Origin of the sequence: Halomonas terrestris, assembly GCF_049166755.1 — a bacterium.
In the GTDB taxonomy this organism is placed as follows: domain Bacteria; phylum Pseudomonadota; class Gammaproteobacteria; order Pseudomonadales; family Halomonadaceae; genus Halomonas.
Genome location: NZ_JBMHFZ010000006.1, coordinates 18,206 through 32,848 on the forward strand (window position 1 = coordinate 18,206; position 14,643 = coordinate 32,848).

15 protein-coding genes are annotated in these 14,643 nt (G+C 69.4%); 11 read left to right on the forward strand and 4 right to left on the reverse strand.

All coding sequences use genetic code 11. From position 1 onward, the window contains the following. Positions 1–3 precede the first annotated feature (3 nt). Together ACOMD9_RS07705 and ACOMD9_RS07710 are read right to left on the reverse strand one after the other, a co-directional pair. Entirely contained in the window at positions 4–933 is a 930-nt protein-coding gene (locus ACOMD9_RS07705) for a GGDEF domain-containing protein (protein ID WP_421413389.1), read from the reverse strand. Continuing rightward, positions 926–1,795 (reverse strand): hypothetical protein, encoded by an 870-nt coding sequence (locus ACOMD9_RS07710; protein WP_421413392.1) that lies wholly within the window; start codon positions 1,793–1,795, stop codon positions 926–928. Before ACOMD9_RS07710 ends, ACOMD9_RS07705 begins: the two co-directional genes overlap by 8 nt. Positions 1,796–1,894: 99 nt before the next feature. Between ACOMD9_RS07710 and ACOMD9_RS07715 the strand changes: the two genes are divergently transcribed. The 11 genes from ACOMD9_RS07715 to lipB all read left to right on the forward strand — a co-directional run bounded on the left by ACOMD9_RS07715 (position 1,895) and on the right by lipB (position 12,382). Continuing rightward, entirely contained in the window at positions 1,895–3,202 is a 1,308-nt protein-coding gene (locus ACOMD9_RS07715) for a glutamate-5-semialdehyde dehydrogenase (RefSeq protein WP_421413393.1), read from the forward strand. Between the two features lie 62 nt (positions 3,203–3,264). Then, positions 3,265–3,894 (forward strand): nicotinate-nucleotide adenylyltransferase, encoded by a 630-nt coding sequence (gene nadD, locus ACOMD9_RS07720; protein ID WP_421413733.1) that lies wholly within the window; start codon positions 3,265–3,267, stop codon positions 3,892–3,894. Between the two features lie 68 nt (positions 3,895–3,962). Beyond that, positions 3,963–4,340: a ribosome silencing factor gene (gene rsfS / locus ACOMD9_RS07725; RefSeq protein ID WP_421413396.1), complete on the forward strand. Its 378-nt coding sequence runs from the start codon at positions 3,963–3,965 to the stop codon at positions 4,338–4,340. Next, the gene (rlmH, locus tag ACOMD9_RS07730; RefSeq protein ID WP_421413398.1) at positions 4,337–4,804 is read left to right on the forward strand and encodes a 23S rRNA (pseudouridine(1915)-N(3))-methyltransferase RlmH; all 468 of its coding nucleotides are present in this window, start codon (positions 4,337–4,339) and stop codon (positions 4,802–4,804) included. Before rsfS ends, rlmH begins: the two co-directional genes overlap by 4 nt. A 72-nt stretch (positions 4,805–4,876) precedes the next feature. Further along, complete coding sequence (gene mrdA, locus ACOMD9_RS07735) at positions 4,877–6,784, forward strand: penicillin-binding protein 2 (RefSeq protein ID WP_421413401.1); 1,908 nt, start codon at positions 4,877–4,879, stop codon at positions 6,782–6,784. Between the two features lie 3 nt (positions 6,785–6,787). Beyond that, positions 6,788–7,948, forward strand: coding sequence for a rod shape-determining protein RodA (rodA, locus tag ACOMD9_RS07740; RefSeq protein WP_421413404.1), 1,161 nt, complete (start codon positions 6,788–6,790; stop codon positions 7,946–7,948). Between the two features lie 33 nt (positions 7,949–7,981). Next, positions 7,982–9,034 carry a lytic murein transglycosylase B gene (gene mltB, locus ACOMD9_RS07745; RefSeq protein WP_421413406.1) on the forward strand — a complete coding sequence of 351 codons (1,053 nt, stop codon included), beginning with the start codon at positions 7,982–7,984 and terminating at the stop codon, positions 9,032–9,034. Further along, the gene (locus tag ACOMD9_RS07750; RefSeq protein ID WP_421413408.1) at positions 9,031–10,059 is read left to right on the forward strand and encodes a septal ring lytic transglycosylase RlpA family protein; all 1,029 of its coding nucleotides are present in this window, start codon (positions 9,031–9,033) and stop codon (positions 10,057–10,059) included. The genes mltB and ACOMD9_RS07750 overlap by 4 nt, the downstream gene beginning before the upstream one ends. A gap of 53 nt (positions 10,060–10,112) precedes the next feature. Then, positions 10,113–11,315 carry a D-alanyl-D-alanine carboxypeptidase family protein gene (locus tag ACOMD9_RS07755; RefSeq protein ID WP_421413410.1) on the forward strand — a complete coding sequence of 401 codons (1,203 nt, stop codon included), beginning with the start codon at positions 10,113–10,115 and terminating at the stop codon, positions 11,313–11,315. A gap of 78 nt (positions 11,316–11,393) precedes the next feature. After that, positions 11,394–11,705, forward strand: coding sequence for an HP0495 family protein (locus ACOMD9_RS07760; protein WP_421413412.1), 312 nt, complete (start codon positions 11,394–11,396; stop codon positions 11,703–11,705). Next, a complete protein-coding gene (gene lipB / locus ACOMD9_RS07765) occupies positions 11,705–12,382 on the forward strand; it encodes a lipoyl(octanoyl) transferase LipB (RefSeq protein WP_421413415.1) in 678 nt (225 codons plus the stop codon). Before ACOMD9_RS07760 ends, lipB begins: the two co-directional genes overlap by 1 nt. Here lipB and lipA read toward each other — a convergent pair. After that, positions 12,369–13,421 carry a lipoyl synthase gene (lipA, locus tag ACOMD9_RS07770; protein ID WP_421413418.1) on the reverse strand — a complete coding sequence of 351 codons (1,053 nt, stop codon included), beginning with the start codon at positions 13,419–13,421 and terminating at the stop codon, positions 12,369–12,371. The genes lipB and lipA overlap by 14 nt on opposite strands. 199 nt (positions 13,422–13,620) lie before the next feature. After that, positions 13,621–14,604 (reverse strand): LysR family transcriptional regulator, encoded by a 984-nt coding sequence (locus tag ACOMD9_RS07775; RefSeq protein WP_421413420.1) that lies wholly within the window; start codon positions 14,602–14,604, stop codon positions 13,621–13,623. Between the last annotated feature and the right edge of the window lie 39 nt (positions 14,605–14,643).

Below are 14,643 nucleotides of genomic sequence, written 5' to 3' on the forward strand. Positions count from 1 at the left end.
GCGTCAGCTCTCGGTCAGTCGCAGGCTGCGGGTCTGCAGGCGCTGCTCGAAGTGTTCGGGGGCTTCATGGGGCAGCAGCAGGCAGAGTGCCATGCGGGTCTCGATCGGGCCGGTCTCCAGCAGTACCGTGCGTTGCAGCGACTCCTCCAGCCGCTGGCGTACCAGCATGGCGCCGTTCTCGCTGGTGTCGGGCAGCACCAGCCAGAAGTCTGCCTGGCCCTCCCGGCCCAGCAGGTCGTGGTCGCGGCAGCGCCTCTCGACCTCGGCACAGAGCGCATCGAGCAATGCCTGGCGGGCCCTGGCGCCGAACTGCTCGCTTGCCATGTCGAGCTGGGGCAGGTGGATCAGCAGCACCGCCAGGCGCTGGTCGAGAAGGTTGGCACGTTCGCATTCGCTGTACAGACGATCCTTCAGGGTCAACCGGTTGATGGCCGGGCATTCCGGGTCGCGCGGGTCGGTGGCGCGCAACAGCGCCTGCTGCCGCAGGTGCTCCCAGGGTGCCAGGCCGGCCACCACGACCAGGGTCAGATAGCCGAGCATCAGGTCGCGGCTCAGTTGCGCATCGCCGAGCAGCATCAGCCAGATCGGCACCAGCATCACGTTGAGGAGCATGGCCGGCCCCAGCGGCAGCAGCAGCAGGGTGAGCACCGGCGGCAGGCCGAGCCACAGCGGTGCCGGCCCTTGCTGTTGCGGCAGCTCGACGGCGATCAGCAGGTAGCCGCAGATCAGCACCAGATAGGCCGACAGCCGCGCGTGGTCCTCCTGTCCAAGCCGCAGCAGGGCGGCCAGCAGCATCAGCGGGGTCAGCAGCACCGGCAGCAGGATACTCGGATAGTCGCCCATCAGGTAGAGCCACAGGGCGTGCCCCAGCAGCAGCAGGGCACCGGTGCCATAGACCAGGGCATGCAGCCGTGCGGGCCGGGGGTCAGTCATGCTCCGGCTCCCGGATCACGGTCACTGGGGTGTGCTGGCGCTCCAGGGCCCGGCACTCGTCACCCAGCGACTCGACCCGTGACAGGGTGGAAGCGCGCAGCCGGTCGGGCGTGCCGAGCGCCTCCAGCAGTTGGTCACGGCGCCGCTCGGCCTGGTCGGGGTCGCGGCTCAGCAGCAGGGTGGCCAGGGTGCGCCGGTCCAGGTAGTAGCAGTTCTCGAAGCTGCGGGTGAGTCGGCAGAGCCGACGGGCCAGCTGCCAGAGGCGGTTGCGAGAGGTCTGGAGGATCAGCAGTTCGGCATGGACGCCCTCTCGCTGGGCCCGTGCCCGTTCGCGCACCAGGTCGTGGGAGAGCTGGTCGCGGGGCCAGAGACTCAGCCCCGGTATCAGGCGCATGCGGCGACGGGCCGAGCCCCGCAGCGGCTGGAGGTCACGGCCGCGTAGCAGGCCGAGGAACAGCAGGCCGGCCAGCACCAGTCCCGAGAGGACCGCCTGCTCGGGGCCCATCCTGTCTATCAGGGACCACCAGGTCAGGCCGGCGAGCAGGGCGTTGAGACCGGCCATCCAGGCGGGCTGGGGCAGCATGATCAGCACCGCCCAGGCCCACAGCCAGACCAGGTGGCGCTCGGGTGCCACCCACAGCAGGGCGGCCAGCAGCAGGCTGGGCAGCAACTGCCACGGCACCGTGGAGGGTCGCCGGTGGCTGAACTCCAGCAGCGTTGCGGTCACGCCCAGCCAGGCCGTTGCCAACCACAGCAGCAGGGCTTCTGGGAGGGAAGGCGCAGCGGGAGCGAGCAGCGCCAGCAACAGGGCCGCCGCCAGCAGGTTGGCTCGCAGCAGGCCGACTTTGTACTTGCTCTGCATGGTGGCTTACTATGAATCCCTTCCCGGTTTTCAGCACAGTATAACGCCGGCCCCGTCGCTGTCTCGCGCCGGTGCCGGCCTCAGGAGACACTCTACGGCATGACTGCTCACGCCTCCCAATCCGCTTCGCCCACCGGCGCCGAGACCGTCGGCGATGTCGACACCTACATGGAGCGCCTCGGCCAGGCCGCTCGTGCCGCGGCCACCGCGATGCGCCGCACTCCGACCGGGCCCAAGAATGCGGCCCTGATGGCCATGGCCGAGCGGCTCGGCGGGGCACGGGCGGAGGTGCTCGCCGCCAATGCCCGCGACCTGGCCCGGGGGCGGGAGAGCGGCCTGGACGCGGCCCTGCTCGACCGCCTGGCCCTGGACGACAGGCGCATCGACGCCATGATCGAAGGGCTGACCCAGGTCGCGGCACTGGCGGACCCGGTAGGCGAGATCGATGGGCTGCGTTCACGCCCCAGCGGCATTCAGGTGGGCCAGATGCGTGTCCCGCTCGGCGTGATCGGCATCATCTACGAGTCGCGACCCAACGTCACCCTGGAGGCGGCCAGCCTGTGCCTCAAGTCCGGCAACGCCTGTATCCTGCGCGGCGGCTCCGAAGCGCACGACTCCAACGCCGCCATTGCCGCCTGCATCCGCGCGGGGCTCGCCGATGCCGGGCTGCCCGAGACGGCGGTGCAGGTGGTGGCCACCACCGACCGTGCCGCCGTGGGCCGGCTGATCGCCATGCCCGAGCATGTCGACGTGATCATCCCGCGGGGCGGCAAGTCGCTGATCGAGCGCATCGCCCGGGAGGCACGGGTGCCGGTGATCAAGCACCTCGACGGGATCTGCCACGTCTACATCGATGCCACCGCCGACCCGGAGAAGGCCCTGGCCATCGCGGTGAACGCCAAGACCCATCGCTATGGCACCTGCAACACCATGGAGACCCTGCTGGTGGACGCCCCCGTGGCCGAGGCGCTGCTGCCGAAGCTGGCCGCGTCCTATGCCGAGCACGGCGTCGAGTTGCGCGGCTGCGAGCGCACTCGCGCCGTTCTCCCCGAGGCGGTTCCCGCCGCCGAGGCGGACTGGCATGCCGAATACCTGGCCCCGATACTGGCGATCCGCGTGGTGGACGGCATCGACGAGGCCATCGTGCATATCGAGCGCTACGGTTCACACCACACCGATGCCATCGTCACCGAGCACTATGGCCTGGCCCGCCGCTTCATGGCCGAGGTGGATTCCAGTTCGGTGATGGTCAATGCCTCGACCCGCTTCGCCGATGGTTTCGAATACGGGCTGGGGGCCGAGATCGGCATCTCCACCGACAAGCTGCACGCCCGCGGCCCGGTGGGGCTCGAGGGGCTCACCACGCGGAAGTACGTCGTCCTCGGTGACGGCCAGGTGCGCCAGTGAGCGAGCGGTTTCCCGTTCCCCTGCCCGCCGGGGCCAATGACGATCCGCCGCCGCGCATCGCCATGCTCGGCGGGACCTTCGACCCGGTGCATCTGGGGCACCTGCGCAGCGCCGTGGAGCTGCATGAGGCGCTCGCGCTGGACGCCGTGCACATGATTCCCGCCAGCATGCCGCCGCTGCGGGGAGAGCCGCATGTCTCGCCTGCCGAGCGCCTCGCGCTGCTGCGCCTGGGGATCGGCGACACCCCGGGCCTGGTTGCCGACCCCCGCGAGCTGCGACGCGACGGCCCCTCCTTCAGCGCCGACACCCTGGCCACGCTGCGCGAGGAGTTCGGCGGCCAGGCCCGCCTGGTGATGGCGCTGGGGCATGACGCCTTCCGGCGGCTGGCCGACTGGCACCAGCCCGAGCGGCTCTTCGAACTGGCCCATCTGGTGGTGATCGACCGTCCCGACTTCGAGGCGCCGCTGCCATCGGCACTGGTGGCGCTGATCGATGGCCGTGAGGTCGACGCCGCCGAGACCCTGATGGAGCGGCCGGCCGGCGGCCTGCTGCGCCTGGCGCTGCCCTCGCGCATGGCCATCTCGGCGACCGAGGTGCGCCACCGCCTGGCGGAGGGCCGCAGCGTGCGCTATCTGCTGCCCGAGGCGGTGGAGGCGCGCATCCTCGCCCATGGCTTCTATTCCGGTTCCTGACAGCAGGCGCAACCCGGTACAATGGGAAATCGAGATTTCGCTTCAACGAGGGGCAGACACGAAGGGCTATGCATATCGACGCACTCAAGACTCTGGCGGTGGACGCGCTGGAGGAACTCAAGGCCAGGGACATCAGCCTGCTGGATGTCTCGCGCCTGACCAGCGTGACCGACCTGATGGTGATCGCCAGCGGGACCTCCACCCGGCACGTGGCGGCACTGGCCAACAACGTGGTCGAGAAGGCCAAGGCCAGCGGCATCCAGCCGCAGGGCGTCGAGGGCGAGAATGGCGCCGATTGGGTGCTGGTGGACCTGGGCGACCTGGTGGTCCATGTGATGCTGCCCGAGACACGCCAGCTCTATGACCTCGAGCGCCTCTGGGCCGACCTCCCCAGCGACTGGGAGGCTCGGGAGTCGCATGGTGGAGGAGAGGCGGGCAACGCATGAGGATCCGCCTGCTGGCGGTGGGAACCCGCATGCCCGGCTGGGTGACCCAGGGCGTCGAGGAGTACCGCAAGCGGATGCCCCGTGACTTCGCCCTGGAGGTGGAGGAGATCGCTCCCGGCAAGCGCGGCAAGAACGCCGACACGACCCGGGCGATCGTCGCGGAATCCGAACGTATCCGTGCCAGGCTGAGGGGCAATGAACGGGTGGTGGCCCTGGAGGTGGGCGGCAAGGCCTGGAGCACCGAGCAGCTGGCCCGCGAGGCCGAGTCGTGGCGCCTCGAGGGGCGCGACGTGGCCCTGCTGGTGGGCGGCCCCGATGGCCTCGAGCCGGGGCTCTCCGCGCGCGCCGACCAGCGCTGGTCGCTGTCGCCCCTCACGCTGCCGCACCCGCTGGTGCGTATCCTGCTCGCCGAGCAGCTCTACCGCGCCTGGACCCTGATGGTGGGCCACCCCTATCACCGTTGAGCCGGCATGCCACCGTGAAGCCGACGTGAATCACTCCTCCGTGCGAGGCATCAGCCGAGGGCATTCCCGAGCATGCGCGAGCGACGCGACACCCTGAAGAACGCCGAGCAGGAACTGCGCACCTTCCGCGTGCGCTCGCTGCTGGCGGTGCTGCTGGTCTTCGCCATGACCGCCCTGTTGATGGGGCGGCTGGTCTACCTGCAGGTGGTTCAGCACGAGGTCTACAGCACCCGCTCGGAGAAGAATCGGGTCCGGGTCGAGCCCCTGCCGCCGACCCGGGGCCTGATCTACGACCGCAACGGCGTGCTGCTGGCCGAGAACCGCCCCACCTACAACCTGACCCTGGTGAGGGAGCGGGTCGACGACCTGGACGCCACCCTGACGCTGCTGGTGGACCTCCTCGAGCTGTCCGACGAGGAGATCGAGGCCTTCCGGGTGCGCTCGCGCCAGCGCCAGCGCCCCTTCCAGCCGGCGTTGCTGATGAGCGACCTCGACGAGGACCAGATCGCCCGCCTGGCGGTCAACCGCCATCGCCTGCCCGGCGTCGAGGTCGAGGCCCAGCTGCTGCGCTACTACCCGGACGCCGAGATCATGGCCCATGCCCTGGGCTACGTCGGGCGCATCAACGCCGAGGAGCTGCAGACCCTGGATGCCGGGCGCTATGCCGGCACGCACTTCATCGGCAAGACCGGGGTCGAGCGCTTCTACGAGGATGCCCTGCATGGCCAGTCGGGGCTGCGCAAGGTCGAGACGAACGCCCGCGGCCGGGTGCTGCGTGAGCTCGGTCGCACCGACCCCGTGCCGGGAGAGAACCTCACCCTGACCCTCGACAAGGAGCTGCAGCAGCTGGCCTACGAGCTGCTCGACGGTCGGCGTGGTTCCATCGTCGCCATCGTGCCGGCCACCGGCGAGATCCTGGCCATGGTCTCGGTGCCGGGCTTCGACAGCAACCAGTTCGTCACCGGCATCGACGTGGCGTCCTACCGGGCACTGCAGGAGGACATCGACCTGCCGCTGTTCAATCGCGCCATTCGCGGCCAGTACCCCCCGGGCTCCACCATCAAGCCCTTCCTCGCCCTGGCCGGCCTGGTGGAGGGCGCGATCACCCCCGACAAGACCATCTTCGATCCCGGGTACTACCAGTTGCCCAACGACTCGCGGCGCTATCGCAACTGGTTGCGCTGGGGGCACGGCCGGGTCGACATGGAGCGCTCCATCGCCGTCTCCAACAACACCTACTATTACTCCCTGGCCCACGACATGGGCATCGATCGTCTCCATGAGAACATGAGTGCCTTCGGCTTCGGCCAGCGGGTGGGCCATGACATCTTCGGCGAGAGCACCGCCCTGATGCCCTCCCGGGACTGGAAGCGTGGCCGCTTCAATCAGCCCTGGTACCCCGGCGAGACCCTGTCGGTGGGGATCGGGCAGGGCTACTGGCAGGTGACACCGCTACAGCTGGCCACCGCCACCGCCGTGCTCGCCAACCGCGGCCAGTGGGTCCGGCCGCGCATGGCCAGCCGCATCGGCGACGAGGAGGTCCCCGTGGCCCTGCCCGACACGCCGGAAGACATCGTGCTGGCCACCGAGGCCTGGTGGGACAAGGTGTTCTCCGGCATGGAGAAGGTGCTCAGCGGCCATGAGGGCACGGCACGGCGCACCGGGGCAGGGCTCGAGTACCGCATGGGCGGGAAGTCGGGGACTGCCCAGGTTTTCTCGCTGGGGCAGGATCAGCGTTACGACGCCGAGGAACTCGCCGAGCGACTGCGTGACCACGCCCTGTTCATGGCCTTCGCACCGCTGGAGGACCCCCGGATCGCCGTGTCGGTGATCGTCGAGAACGCCGGCGGCGGCAGCACCCATGCGGCGCACCTGGCCCGTGCCATGACCGATGCCTGGCTGCTCGAGGATGAGGAGCTCGATGTCGAGGAGCTGCGCGAGGCGATGGAAAATGATAGCGGCAATGTGGCGGGTAACTGACCCATGGCACTGATCGAACTGCCCCGGGCCCTGCGTGGCCACCCGGTGCGTCCCCCCGAGAGCGGCATCGCCCGTCGTCGCAGCATCTGGGAGCGCGCCCACCTGGACCCCTGGCTGCTGGGCATGCTGCTCATCCTGATGCTGGCGGGCCTGATGGTGCTCTACAGCGCCACCGGCCAGCGACTCGAGGCGGTGATCGCCCAGGGCATCCGTTTCGGGGTGGCGCTGGTGGTGATGCTGCTGCTGGCCCAGCTGTCACCCACCACGCTGCTGCGCTGGGCGCTGCCTGTCTATGTGGTCGGCCTGTTGATGCTGGTGGCCGTGGAGCTGGTGGGCGACATGGGCATGGGCGCCCAGCGCTGGCTGGTGATCCCCGGGGTCATCCGCTTCCAGCCCTCGGAACTGATGAAGCTGGCCATGCCGCTGATGGTGGCCGCCTACCTCAGCCGCCGCGAACTGCCGCCACGCCTGCGGGACCTGGCGGTCTGCGCCCTGCTCATCGGCCTGCCGGTGGCGCTGATCGCCAAGCAGCCCGACCTCGGCACCTCGCTGCTGGTGGCAACGGCAGCGATCTTCGTGGTGCTGCTGGCCGGGCTCTCCTGGCGCTTCATCGCAGCGCTGGCGGGCCTGGCGGCGGCGGCACTGCCGCTGCTGTGGATGAACCTGCACAACTACCAGCGCCAGCGCGTGCTGACCTTCCTCGACCCCAACAGCGATCCGCTGGGCTCGGGCTGGAACATCATCCAGTCGACCACCGCCATCGGCAGTGGCGGGGTGTTCGGCAAGGGGTGGCTGCAGGGCACCCAGTCCCAGCTGGAGTTCCTCCCCGAGCGGCATACCGACTTCATCGTCGCGGTGCTGGGCGAGGAGTTCGGGCTGGTCGGCATGCTGGCGGTGCTGGTGCTCTATCTGCTGATCATCAGCCGAGGCCTGTGGCTGGCCGCCGGCGCCCAGGACACCTTCGGACGGCTGCTGGCCGGCAGTATCGTCCTGACCTTCTTCATCTATGTCTTCGTCAACGTGGGCATGGTCAGCGGCATCCTGCCGGTGGTCGGGGTGCCACTGCCACTGGTCAGCTATGGTGGCACCTCCAGCGTGACCTTGCTGGCCGGTTTCGGTATTCTCATGGCCATTCACGCTCACCGCAGGCTGCTGCCGCGCTAGCAGGGAGAGGGCAATAGAATGACGGTGTCCCGTATGCAAGGACCGAGGGGGCTGGCCGTGATCGCCGGCGCCGGGTTGTCGCTGCTGGCCCTCGCCGCCGAGGCCGCGCTGGATTTCGACCCGGCCCGCCACGAGGCGGTGGGGGCCCTGGTCGAGGAACTCGCCGAGAAGGGCATCGAGCGCGATTGGCTCGAGGCCGCCATGCGCGATGCCGACTTCCAGCAGGGCGTGCTGGATGCCATGGCCGGTGCCGCCGAGCGACACCTGCGCTGGGACGAGTACCGAGAGATCTTCCTGCAGCCCGAGCGCATCAGCCGCGGGGTGGCCTTCATCGAGGCGCACCGGGATGCCTTCGACCGCGCCGAGGCCGAGTATGGCGTTCCCCCCGAAATGATTGCGGCCATCATCGGAGTCGAAACCAGCTACGGCCGCTTCACCGGTCGCCACCGGGTGCTCGACTCCCTCTCCACCCTGGCCTTCCACCACCCGGTGCGTGGCGACTTCTTCAGGGGCGAGCTGGCCGCCTTCCTGGAGATCACCCGCGAGCAGGGGGTCGATCCCGGCAGCCTCGACGGCTCCTATGCCGGGGCCATGGGTTATCCCCAGTTCATTCCCACCAGCTACCGCGCCTATGCGGTCGACTTCGATGGCGACGGCATCCGCGACCTCTGGACCAATCCGGTCGATGCCATCGGCAGCGTAGGCAACTATTTCGCCGAGCACGGCTGGCGCCCCGGTGCGCCGATCTATCATGACGCCGAGGGCCCCGGCGACTTGCCCGGCAGGGTCGAGTTCAACCAGACCCGTCCGCCCTATGCCGACATCGCCACCCTGGCCGGGGTCGGCATCGTCCCGCGTGGCGAGCTCGCCGTCGATCGGGAGGTGGTGCCGCTGGCCCTCGACTTCGAGGACGGCGCCTACCGCTATCGGGTCGGTCATCGCAATTTCTACGTGATCACCCGCTACAACCACAGTCACCTCTACGCCATGGCGGTGACCGAGCTGGCCGAGGCGATTCGCGATGCCCGGGCTCTGGAGGCCACGCCGCTGACACCGCCCGGCGACGACTCGGAGGGTGCATCATGAGGGCCTGGTGGAGTGCCTTGTCCCTGTTGCTCCTTCTGGCGGGCTGCGCCGGGGGCGGTGGAACCCCCTCCGACGGCGAGCGCACGGCCACGGCAAGGGCGGTTGTCCCCGCCGATGGCGAACGCTACACCATGGCCGGCGACGCCTACCCCCAGGAGCCGCCCGACGTCAGCCGGGTCCCCGATGCCACGCCGCGTATCGAGCCGCCCTCGCGGGGGGGCAACCGGCCCACCTACGAGGTGTGGGGCAAGACCTACCGGGTGCTGCCCGATGCCCGCGGCTACGCCCGCCAGGGCACCGCCTCCTGGTACGGAGAGAAGTTCCATGGTTACGCCACCTCCAATGGCGAGATCTACGACATGTACAAGATGAGTGCCGCCCATCGCTCGCTTCCGCTGCCGAGCTACGTGCGCGTGACCAGCCTCGAGAACGGCAACTCGGTGATCGTACGCGTCAATGACCGCGGCCCCTTCCACAGCGATCGGGAGATCGATCTCTCCTATGCCGCCGCGGCGCGCCTCGATATCCTCGACCGTGGTACCGGGCCGGTGAAGGTCGAGGCCATCGACGTGGAGCGGTGGATCGCCGAGAACGGCTCGGTGCCGGACAACGGCGCCGGACGCCAGGCGACCTCGGTACGCGGCGCCGAGTCGGCCGGCGAGACCGCCGCGGTGGCCGCCACTGCCCCGGTGGAACGGGCCGAGACACGCGCCGCGGAAGGCCGCCCGGCTGACGGCAGCCCCGCGGAACGCCGCCCGGCTGACGGCAGCCCCGCGGAACGCCGCCCGGCTGACGGCAGCCCCATCTACCTGCAGATTGCCGCCCTCGGTTCCGCGGAGAGCGCCCAGGCCCTCAAGGCCCGGCTGCAGAACGAGCTGTCCCACCCCGTGCGGGTGGCGAGTGCCACCGGCCTGCATCGCGTTCAGGTGGGGCCGCTCGCCCATGATGGCCAGGTCGACCCGGTGCGCGACGAGCTGCGTCGCGCCGGTTTCGGCCAGACCTTCGTTGTCAACGGTGTCGATTGAGTCGTCACCTCCGTATCATGATGCCCTCGATGTCCCTGATGAGATTCTCCCCCATGAGAGTGTTCCCCTCGCTTCCCTGTCGTCGCTGCTTCCCGGTGTTGCTGGTCCTGCTGGTGCTGGCCATTCCCCAGGCCCTGGCCCAGGCGGTGCCGGCTCCCCAGACCATGATCCCGGCCCCACCACAGCTGGCGGCCAAGTCGTGGTTCCTGATGGATGCCGACAGCGGCCGGGTGCTGGTGGAGCACAATGCCGACGAGCGCCTGCCGCCGGCGAGCCTGACCAAGCTGATGACCGCCTACCTGGTCGAGCGCGAGCTGGACCGTGGCAACATCACCATGGACGACATGGTGGAGATCAGCGAGAACGCCTGGCGCACCGGTGGCTCCAAGATGTTCATCGAGGTCGGTACCCGGGTCGCGATCCACGACCTGCTGTATGGGATCATCATCGCCTCGGGCAACGACGCCAGCGTCGCCGTGGCCGAACACCTCGCCGGCGGCGAGGCGCCCTTCGCCGACCTGATGAACCAGCACGCCACGCGCCTGGGGATGCACAACACCAACTACGCCAACGCCACCGGCCTGCCGCACCCGGAGCAGTACTCCTCCGCCCGGGACATGGCGCTGCTCTCCCAGTACATCATCAACGACTATCCCGAGCACTACGCCGTCTACGCGGAGAAGTACTTCACCTACAACGACATCCGCCAACCCAACCGCAACCGCCTGCTGTGGCGCGACCCCAGCGTGGATGGTCTCAAGACCGGCTGGACCACCGAGGCCGGCTACGGCCTGGTGGCGTCGGCCAAACGTGACGACATGCGGCTGATCTCGGTGGTGATGGGGACCAACTCCGAGGAGGCGCGTGCCCAGGAGACCCAGAAGCTGCTCAGCTACGGCTTCCGCTATTTCGAGACGCTCAAGCTCTATGACCGGGGGGCCGTGCTCAACACTCCGCGGATCTGGGGTGGCGAGAAGAACGAGCTGCGGGTGGGTGTCGGCCAGGACGTGCAGATGACCGTGCCACGTGCGCGCAACGAGCAGCTCACGGCCCGCCTGGACATTCGCGCCGACCTCGAGGCGCCGATCCAGGCGGGTGAGAACGTCGGCACCCTGGAGGTTCGCCTGGGGGACGAGGTGGTCGGTGAGCGGCCGCTGGTCGCCCTGGAGGGCATCGAGGAGGGCGGCCTGTTCAAGCGCCTCTTCGACCAGGTGCAGCGCTTCTTCAGCAACCTGATCGGCGGCTGGTTCGGTTGACGGTGCCGAGCGCCCGGGGTTGGTTACCCCGGTCCGCCTTGAGTAGAATGGTCGGGTACTCTCCAGCTGGAACGATGCATGAACCCCAAGTCACTGCGTGATCTGCGCGGCCCCGGCCGCCCGGCGGGCGGCAAGCCGCCGAAGATCACCTTCCCGTGCCGCTATCCCCTCAAGGTGGTGGGCGACGCCGCCGAGGATTTCGCTGCCACCGTCTGCCAGGTGGTCAGCCGTCACGATCCGGACTTCGATGCCAGCAACCTCAAGGTGGTGGCGAGCCGCAACGGTCGCTTCCAGTCGGTGCGCCTGACCATCCGTGCCACCGGCGAGGCCCAGCTGCAGGCGCTTTTCGTCGAGCTCAAGGCCACGGGCCGCGTGCACATGGTGGTGTGATGGCGGCAAGCCCCGCGTCTCCTGCCACGCTGCCTCCCGTCGAGCTGCACCGCCTGGGCCGCCGCCCCTACCGGCCGGTGTGGCAGGCGATGCGCGACCTCACCGACCATCGCGATGCCGAGACGCCGGACCAGTTGTGGCTGGTCGAGCACGACCCGGTGTTCACCCAGGGCCAGGCCGGCAAGCCCGAGCATCTGCTGATGCCGGGGGAAATCCCGGTGGTCCAGACCGACCGCGGCGGCCAGGTCACCTACCACGGGCCGGGCCAGGTGGTGCTCTACCCGCTGATCGACGTGCGCCGCGCGGGCCTCGGCGTCCGCGAGCTGGTCAGCGCCCTGGAGAATGCGGTGATCGCCTTGCTCGCCGAGCATGGGGTCGAGGCCCGGGCGCGCCCCGATGCCCCCGGCGTCTACGTGGGGGAGGCCAAGATCGCCTCGCTGGGGCTGCGTATCCGCCGCGGCGGGAGCTTCCACGGGGTGGCCCTCAACGTCGACGGCGACCTCTCGCCGTTCCAGCGCATCAACCCCTGCGGCCATGCCGGCATGGCGATGACGCGCCTGGCCGATCTCGTCGACGACCGCCCGGGCGTCGAGGCGCCCAGTGTGGAGAGGGTGGGGGAGCGCCTGGCGGAGTGCCTGGCGCTCGAGCTGGGAAGGGGGCTGGTCAGCCGACGTTGACCGCGTCGATGCGGTCGGGATCGGGCTGCTGGCCGGGGACCTCGGCCGGGGCGGCCAGGCCCAGGTTGTTCTTCTCGAAGACCCGGTCGGCGCGGTAGCTGGAGCGCACCAGCGGGCCCGAGGCCACCTCCATGAAACCCTTCTCCAGGCCGATGCGGCGATAGCGCTCGAACTCCTCGGGGGTGACGTAGCGCTCCACCGGCAGGTGGTTGCGGGTCGGGCGCAGGTACTGGCCCAGGGTGACGATGTCCACGCCGATCTCGCGCAGGTCGTCGAAGGTGGCCAGTATCTCCTCCTCGGTCTCGCCCAGTCCCAGCATCAGGCTGGTCTTGGTCAGCACCTCCGGCTTGTGCCGCTTGGCGTGGGCCAGCACGTCCAGGGTCTTGCGGTAGCCGGCGCGGGGATCGCGGACCCGACGGGTGAGGCGTTCCACGGTCTCGACGTTCTGGGCGAACACCTCGAGGCCGGAGTCCACCACGTCCTCGATGGCGGCATGCACGCCGTCGAAGTCCGGGGTCAGCGCCTCGACCACCACCTCGGGGGTGTTGGCCTTGATGGCGCGGATGCAGGCCGCGTAGTGGGCGGCGCCGCCGTCCTCCAGGTCGTCGCGGTCCACCGAGGTGAGCACCACGTAGCGCAGGCCCATCAGTTCCACCGACCTGGCGGTATTGGCCGGCTCCTCGGTGTCGAGCCACCCCTTCGGGTTGCCGGTGTCCACGGCGCAGAAACGGCAGGCACGGGTGCACACCGAGCCCATCAGCATGATGGTGGCGGTGCCGTTGCTCCAGCACTCGCCCATGTTGGGGCAGTGGGACTCGGCGCAGACGGTGCTCAGGCGATGGGTGCTGACGTTGCGCTTGACGGCCTCGAAACGCTCGCCCCCGGGAATCTGGGCGCGCAGCCACTTCGGCTTGCGCCCCAGGTCAGGGCCATCGCCCTCCTGGCGGCGCTGCTTGATGCCGTCCTTGATGGCGGCGAAGCCCTGCTCGGTACGGAACTTCTCTCCGCTGGGAATCGGTTTCGAGGTGTTGTCGCTCATAGGGTGGGAACCCCTCCGCTCGGCGGCTGCGAGGGCCATGGGGGGATGCGATGCGTCCGGGGCCGATGCCCGGGCGAGCCCCGCATGGCGCGCAGACTGTTACGTGGGTTGCAGGCGGCCAATTTACCACAGCCTCCCCGGGGTGGGACAGACGCCGGGCGGTGCCCGGCGCCGCCACCCGGTCTCGCCATGATGTCGGTCAGGAACCGAGCGGCAGGCAGGCCACGCCGTGGTTGGGCAGGGGGCGCGGCGGGGCGTTGAAGTGGTCGTGGAAGTCCGCCAGGTGCTCGCGCACGAAGCGCAGGAAAAGCTCGGTGGCGGGAGTGGGGAAGCGGGTGCGGGGATGGACGGTGCACCAGGAGTGGCGCAGCGGGAAGCCGGGCAGGGCAAGCTCGGTGAGCAGGCCGGCCTCGATCTCCAGGCGCACCGCCAGTCGTGGCAGCACCGCCACGCCCAGCTGCGCCATGACCCCCTGCTTGACCGCCTCGTTGGTGCCCAGCTCGATGGTGTGGGCCAGCCGGATATCCTGGGCGGCGGCCAGCTCCTCGAAGGCGCTGCGCACGCCCGAGCCCGGCTCGCGCGTCAGCACGTAGTGGCGAGCGAAGTCCTCCAGGGTCGGTGCCCTGGCCGACAGCAGCGGATGTCCCGGCCACACCACCGGGATCATCTCGTTGTCCAGGAGCGGCATGAACACCAGGTCCTCGTCCACCGGGACCCGGGCCATGATCACCAGGTCGTCGCGGCACTCGGCGAGCCGCTCCAGCGCCTGGCTCCGGTTGCACACCCGCAGCCGTACCCGGATATTGGGATAGTGGGCGCGGAAGCGTGCCAGCAGGTGGGGGACCACGTACTGGGCGGTGGAGACCGCGGCGATGTCGAGGTCGCCGGTGATGGTGCCTGCCATGTCGGAGAGCGCCATCTGCAGTCGGGATACCTGGCCGAAGATCGCCTCGGCCGAGGCGGCGAGGGTATCGGCAGCGGGCAGCACGTGGAGTGTCCTGCCGGCATACTTGAACAGCGGCTGGCCCAGCGCCTGCTCGAGCTGGCGGATCTGCGAGCTCACCGCCGGCTGTGTCAGCCCCAGCCGTTCGGCCGCCCTGGAATAGGAGTGCTGGTCGTAGACGGCCTGGAAGACTTGCAACTGGCGGAAGGTCAGGCGATTGAGCAGCTTGGGAGTGGTCATGGTTCATCCGCCCGGCCGTGGCGACCCTCAGGTGGTCCG

What these genes read in the sequence shown, in the direction of transcription:
- ACOMD9_RS07705 (WP_421413389.1), bottom strand. Translation starts at nt 933, where the DNA reads ATGACTGACCCCCGGCCCGCACGGCTGCATGCCCTGGTCTATGGCACC.
- ACOMD9_RS07710 (WP_421413392.1), bottom strand. Translation starts at nt 1,795, where the DNA reads ATGCAGAGCAAGTACAAAGTCGGCCTGCTGCGAGCCAACCTGCTGGCG.
- ACOMD9_RS07715 (WP_421413393.1), top strand. Translation starts at nt 1,895, where the DNA reads ATGACTGCTCACGCCTCCCAATCCGCTTCGCCCACCGGCGCCGAGACC.
- nadD (WP_421413733.1), top strand. Translation starts at nt 3,265, where the DNA reads ATGCTCGGCGGGACCTTCGACCCGGTGCATCTGGGGCACCTGCGCAGC.
- rsfS (WP_421413396.1), top strand. Translation starts at nt 3,963, where the DNA reads ATGCATATCGACGCACTCAAGACTCTGGCGGTGGACGCGCTGGAGGAA.
- rlmH (WP_421413398.1), top strand. Translation starts at nt 4,337, where the DNA reads ATGAGGATCCGCCTGCTGGCGGTGGGAACCCGCATGCCCGGCTGGGTG.
- mrdA (WP_421413401.1), top strand. Translation starts at nt 4,877, where the DNA reads ATGCGCGAGCGACGCGACACCCTGAAGAACGCCGAGCAGGAACTGCGC.
- rodA (WP_421413404.1), top strand. Translation starts at nt 6,788, where the DNA reads ATGGCACTGATCGAACTGCCCCGGGCCCTGCGTGGCCACCCGGTGCGT.
- mltB (WP_421413406.1), top strand. Translation starts at nt 7,982, where the DNA reads ATGCAAGGACCGAGGGGGCTGGCCGTGATCGCCGGCGCCGGGTTGTCG.
- ACOMD9_RS07750 (WP_421413408.1), top strand. Translation starts at nt 9,031, where the DNA reads ATGAGGGCCTGGTGGAGTGCCTTGTCCCTGTTGCTCCTTCTGGCGGGC.
- ACOMD9_RS07755 (WP_421413410.1), top strand. Translation starts at nt 10,113, where the DNA reads ATGAGAGTGTTCCCCTCGCTTCCCTGTCGTCGCTGCTTCCCGGTGTTG.
- ACOMD9_RS07760 (WP_421413412.1), top strand. Translation starts at nt 11,394, where the DNA reads ATGAACCCCAAGTCACTGCGTGATCTGCGCGGCCCCGGCCGCCCGGCG.
- lipB (WP_421413415.1), top strand. Translation starts at nt 11,705, where the DNA reads ATGGCGGCAAGCCCCGCGTCTCCTGCCACGCTGCCTCCCGTCGAGCTG.
- lipA (WP_421413418.1), bottom strand. Translation starts at nt 13,421, where the DNA reads ATGAGCGACAACACCTCGAAACCGATTCCCAGCGGAGAGAAGTTCCGT.
- ACOMD9_RS07775 (WP_421413420.1), bottom strand. Translation starts at nt 14,604, where the DNA reads ATGACCACTCCCAAGCTGCTCAATCGCCTGACCTTCCGCCAGTTGCAA.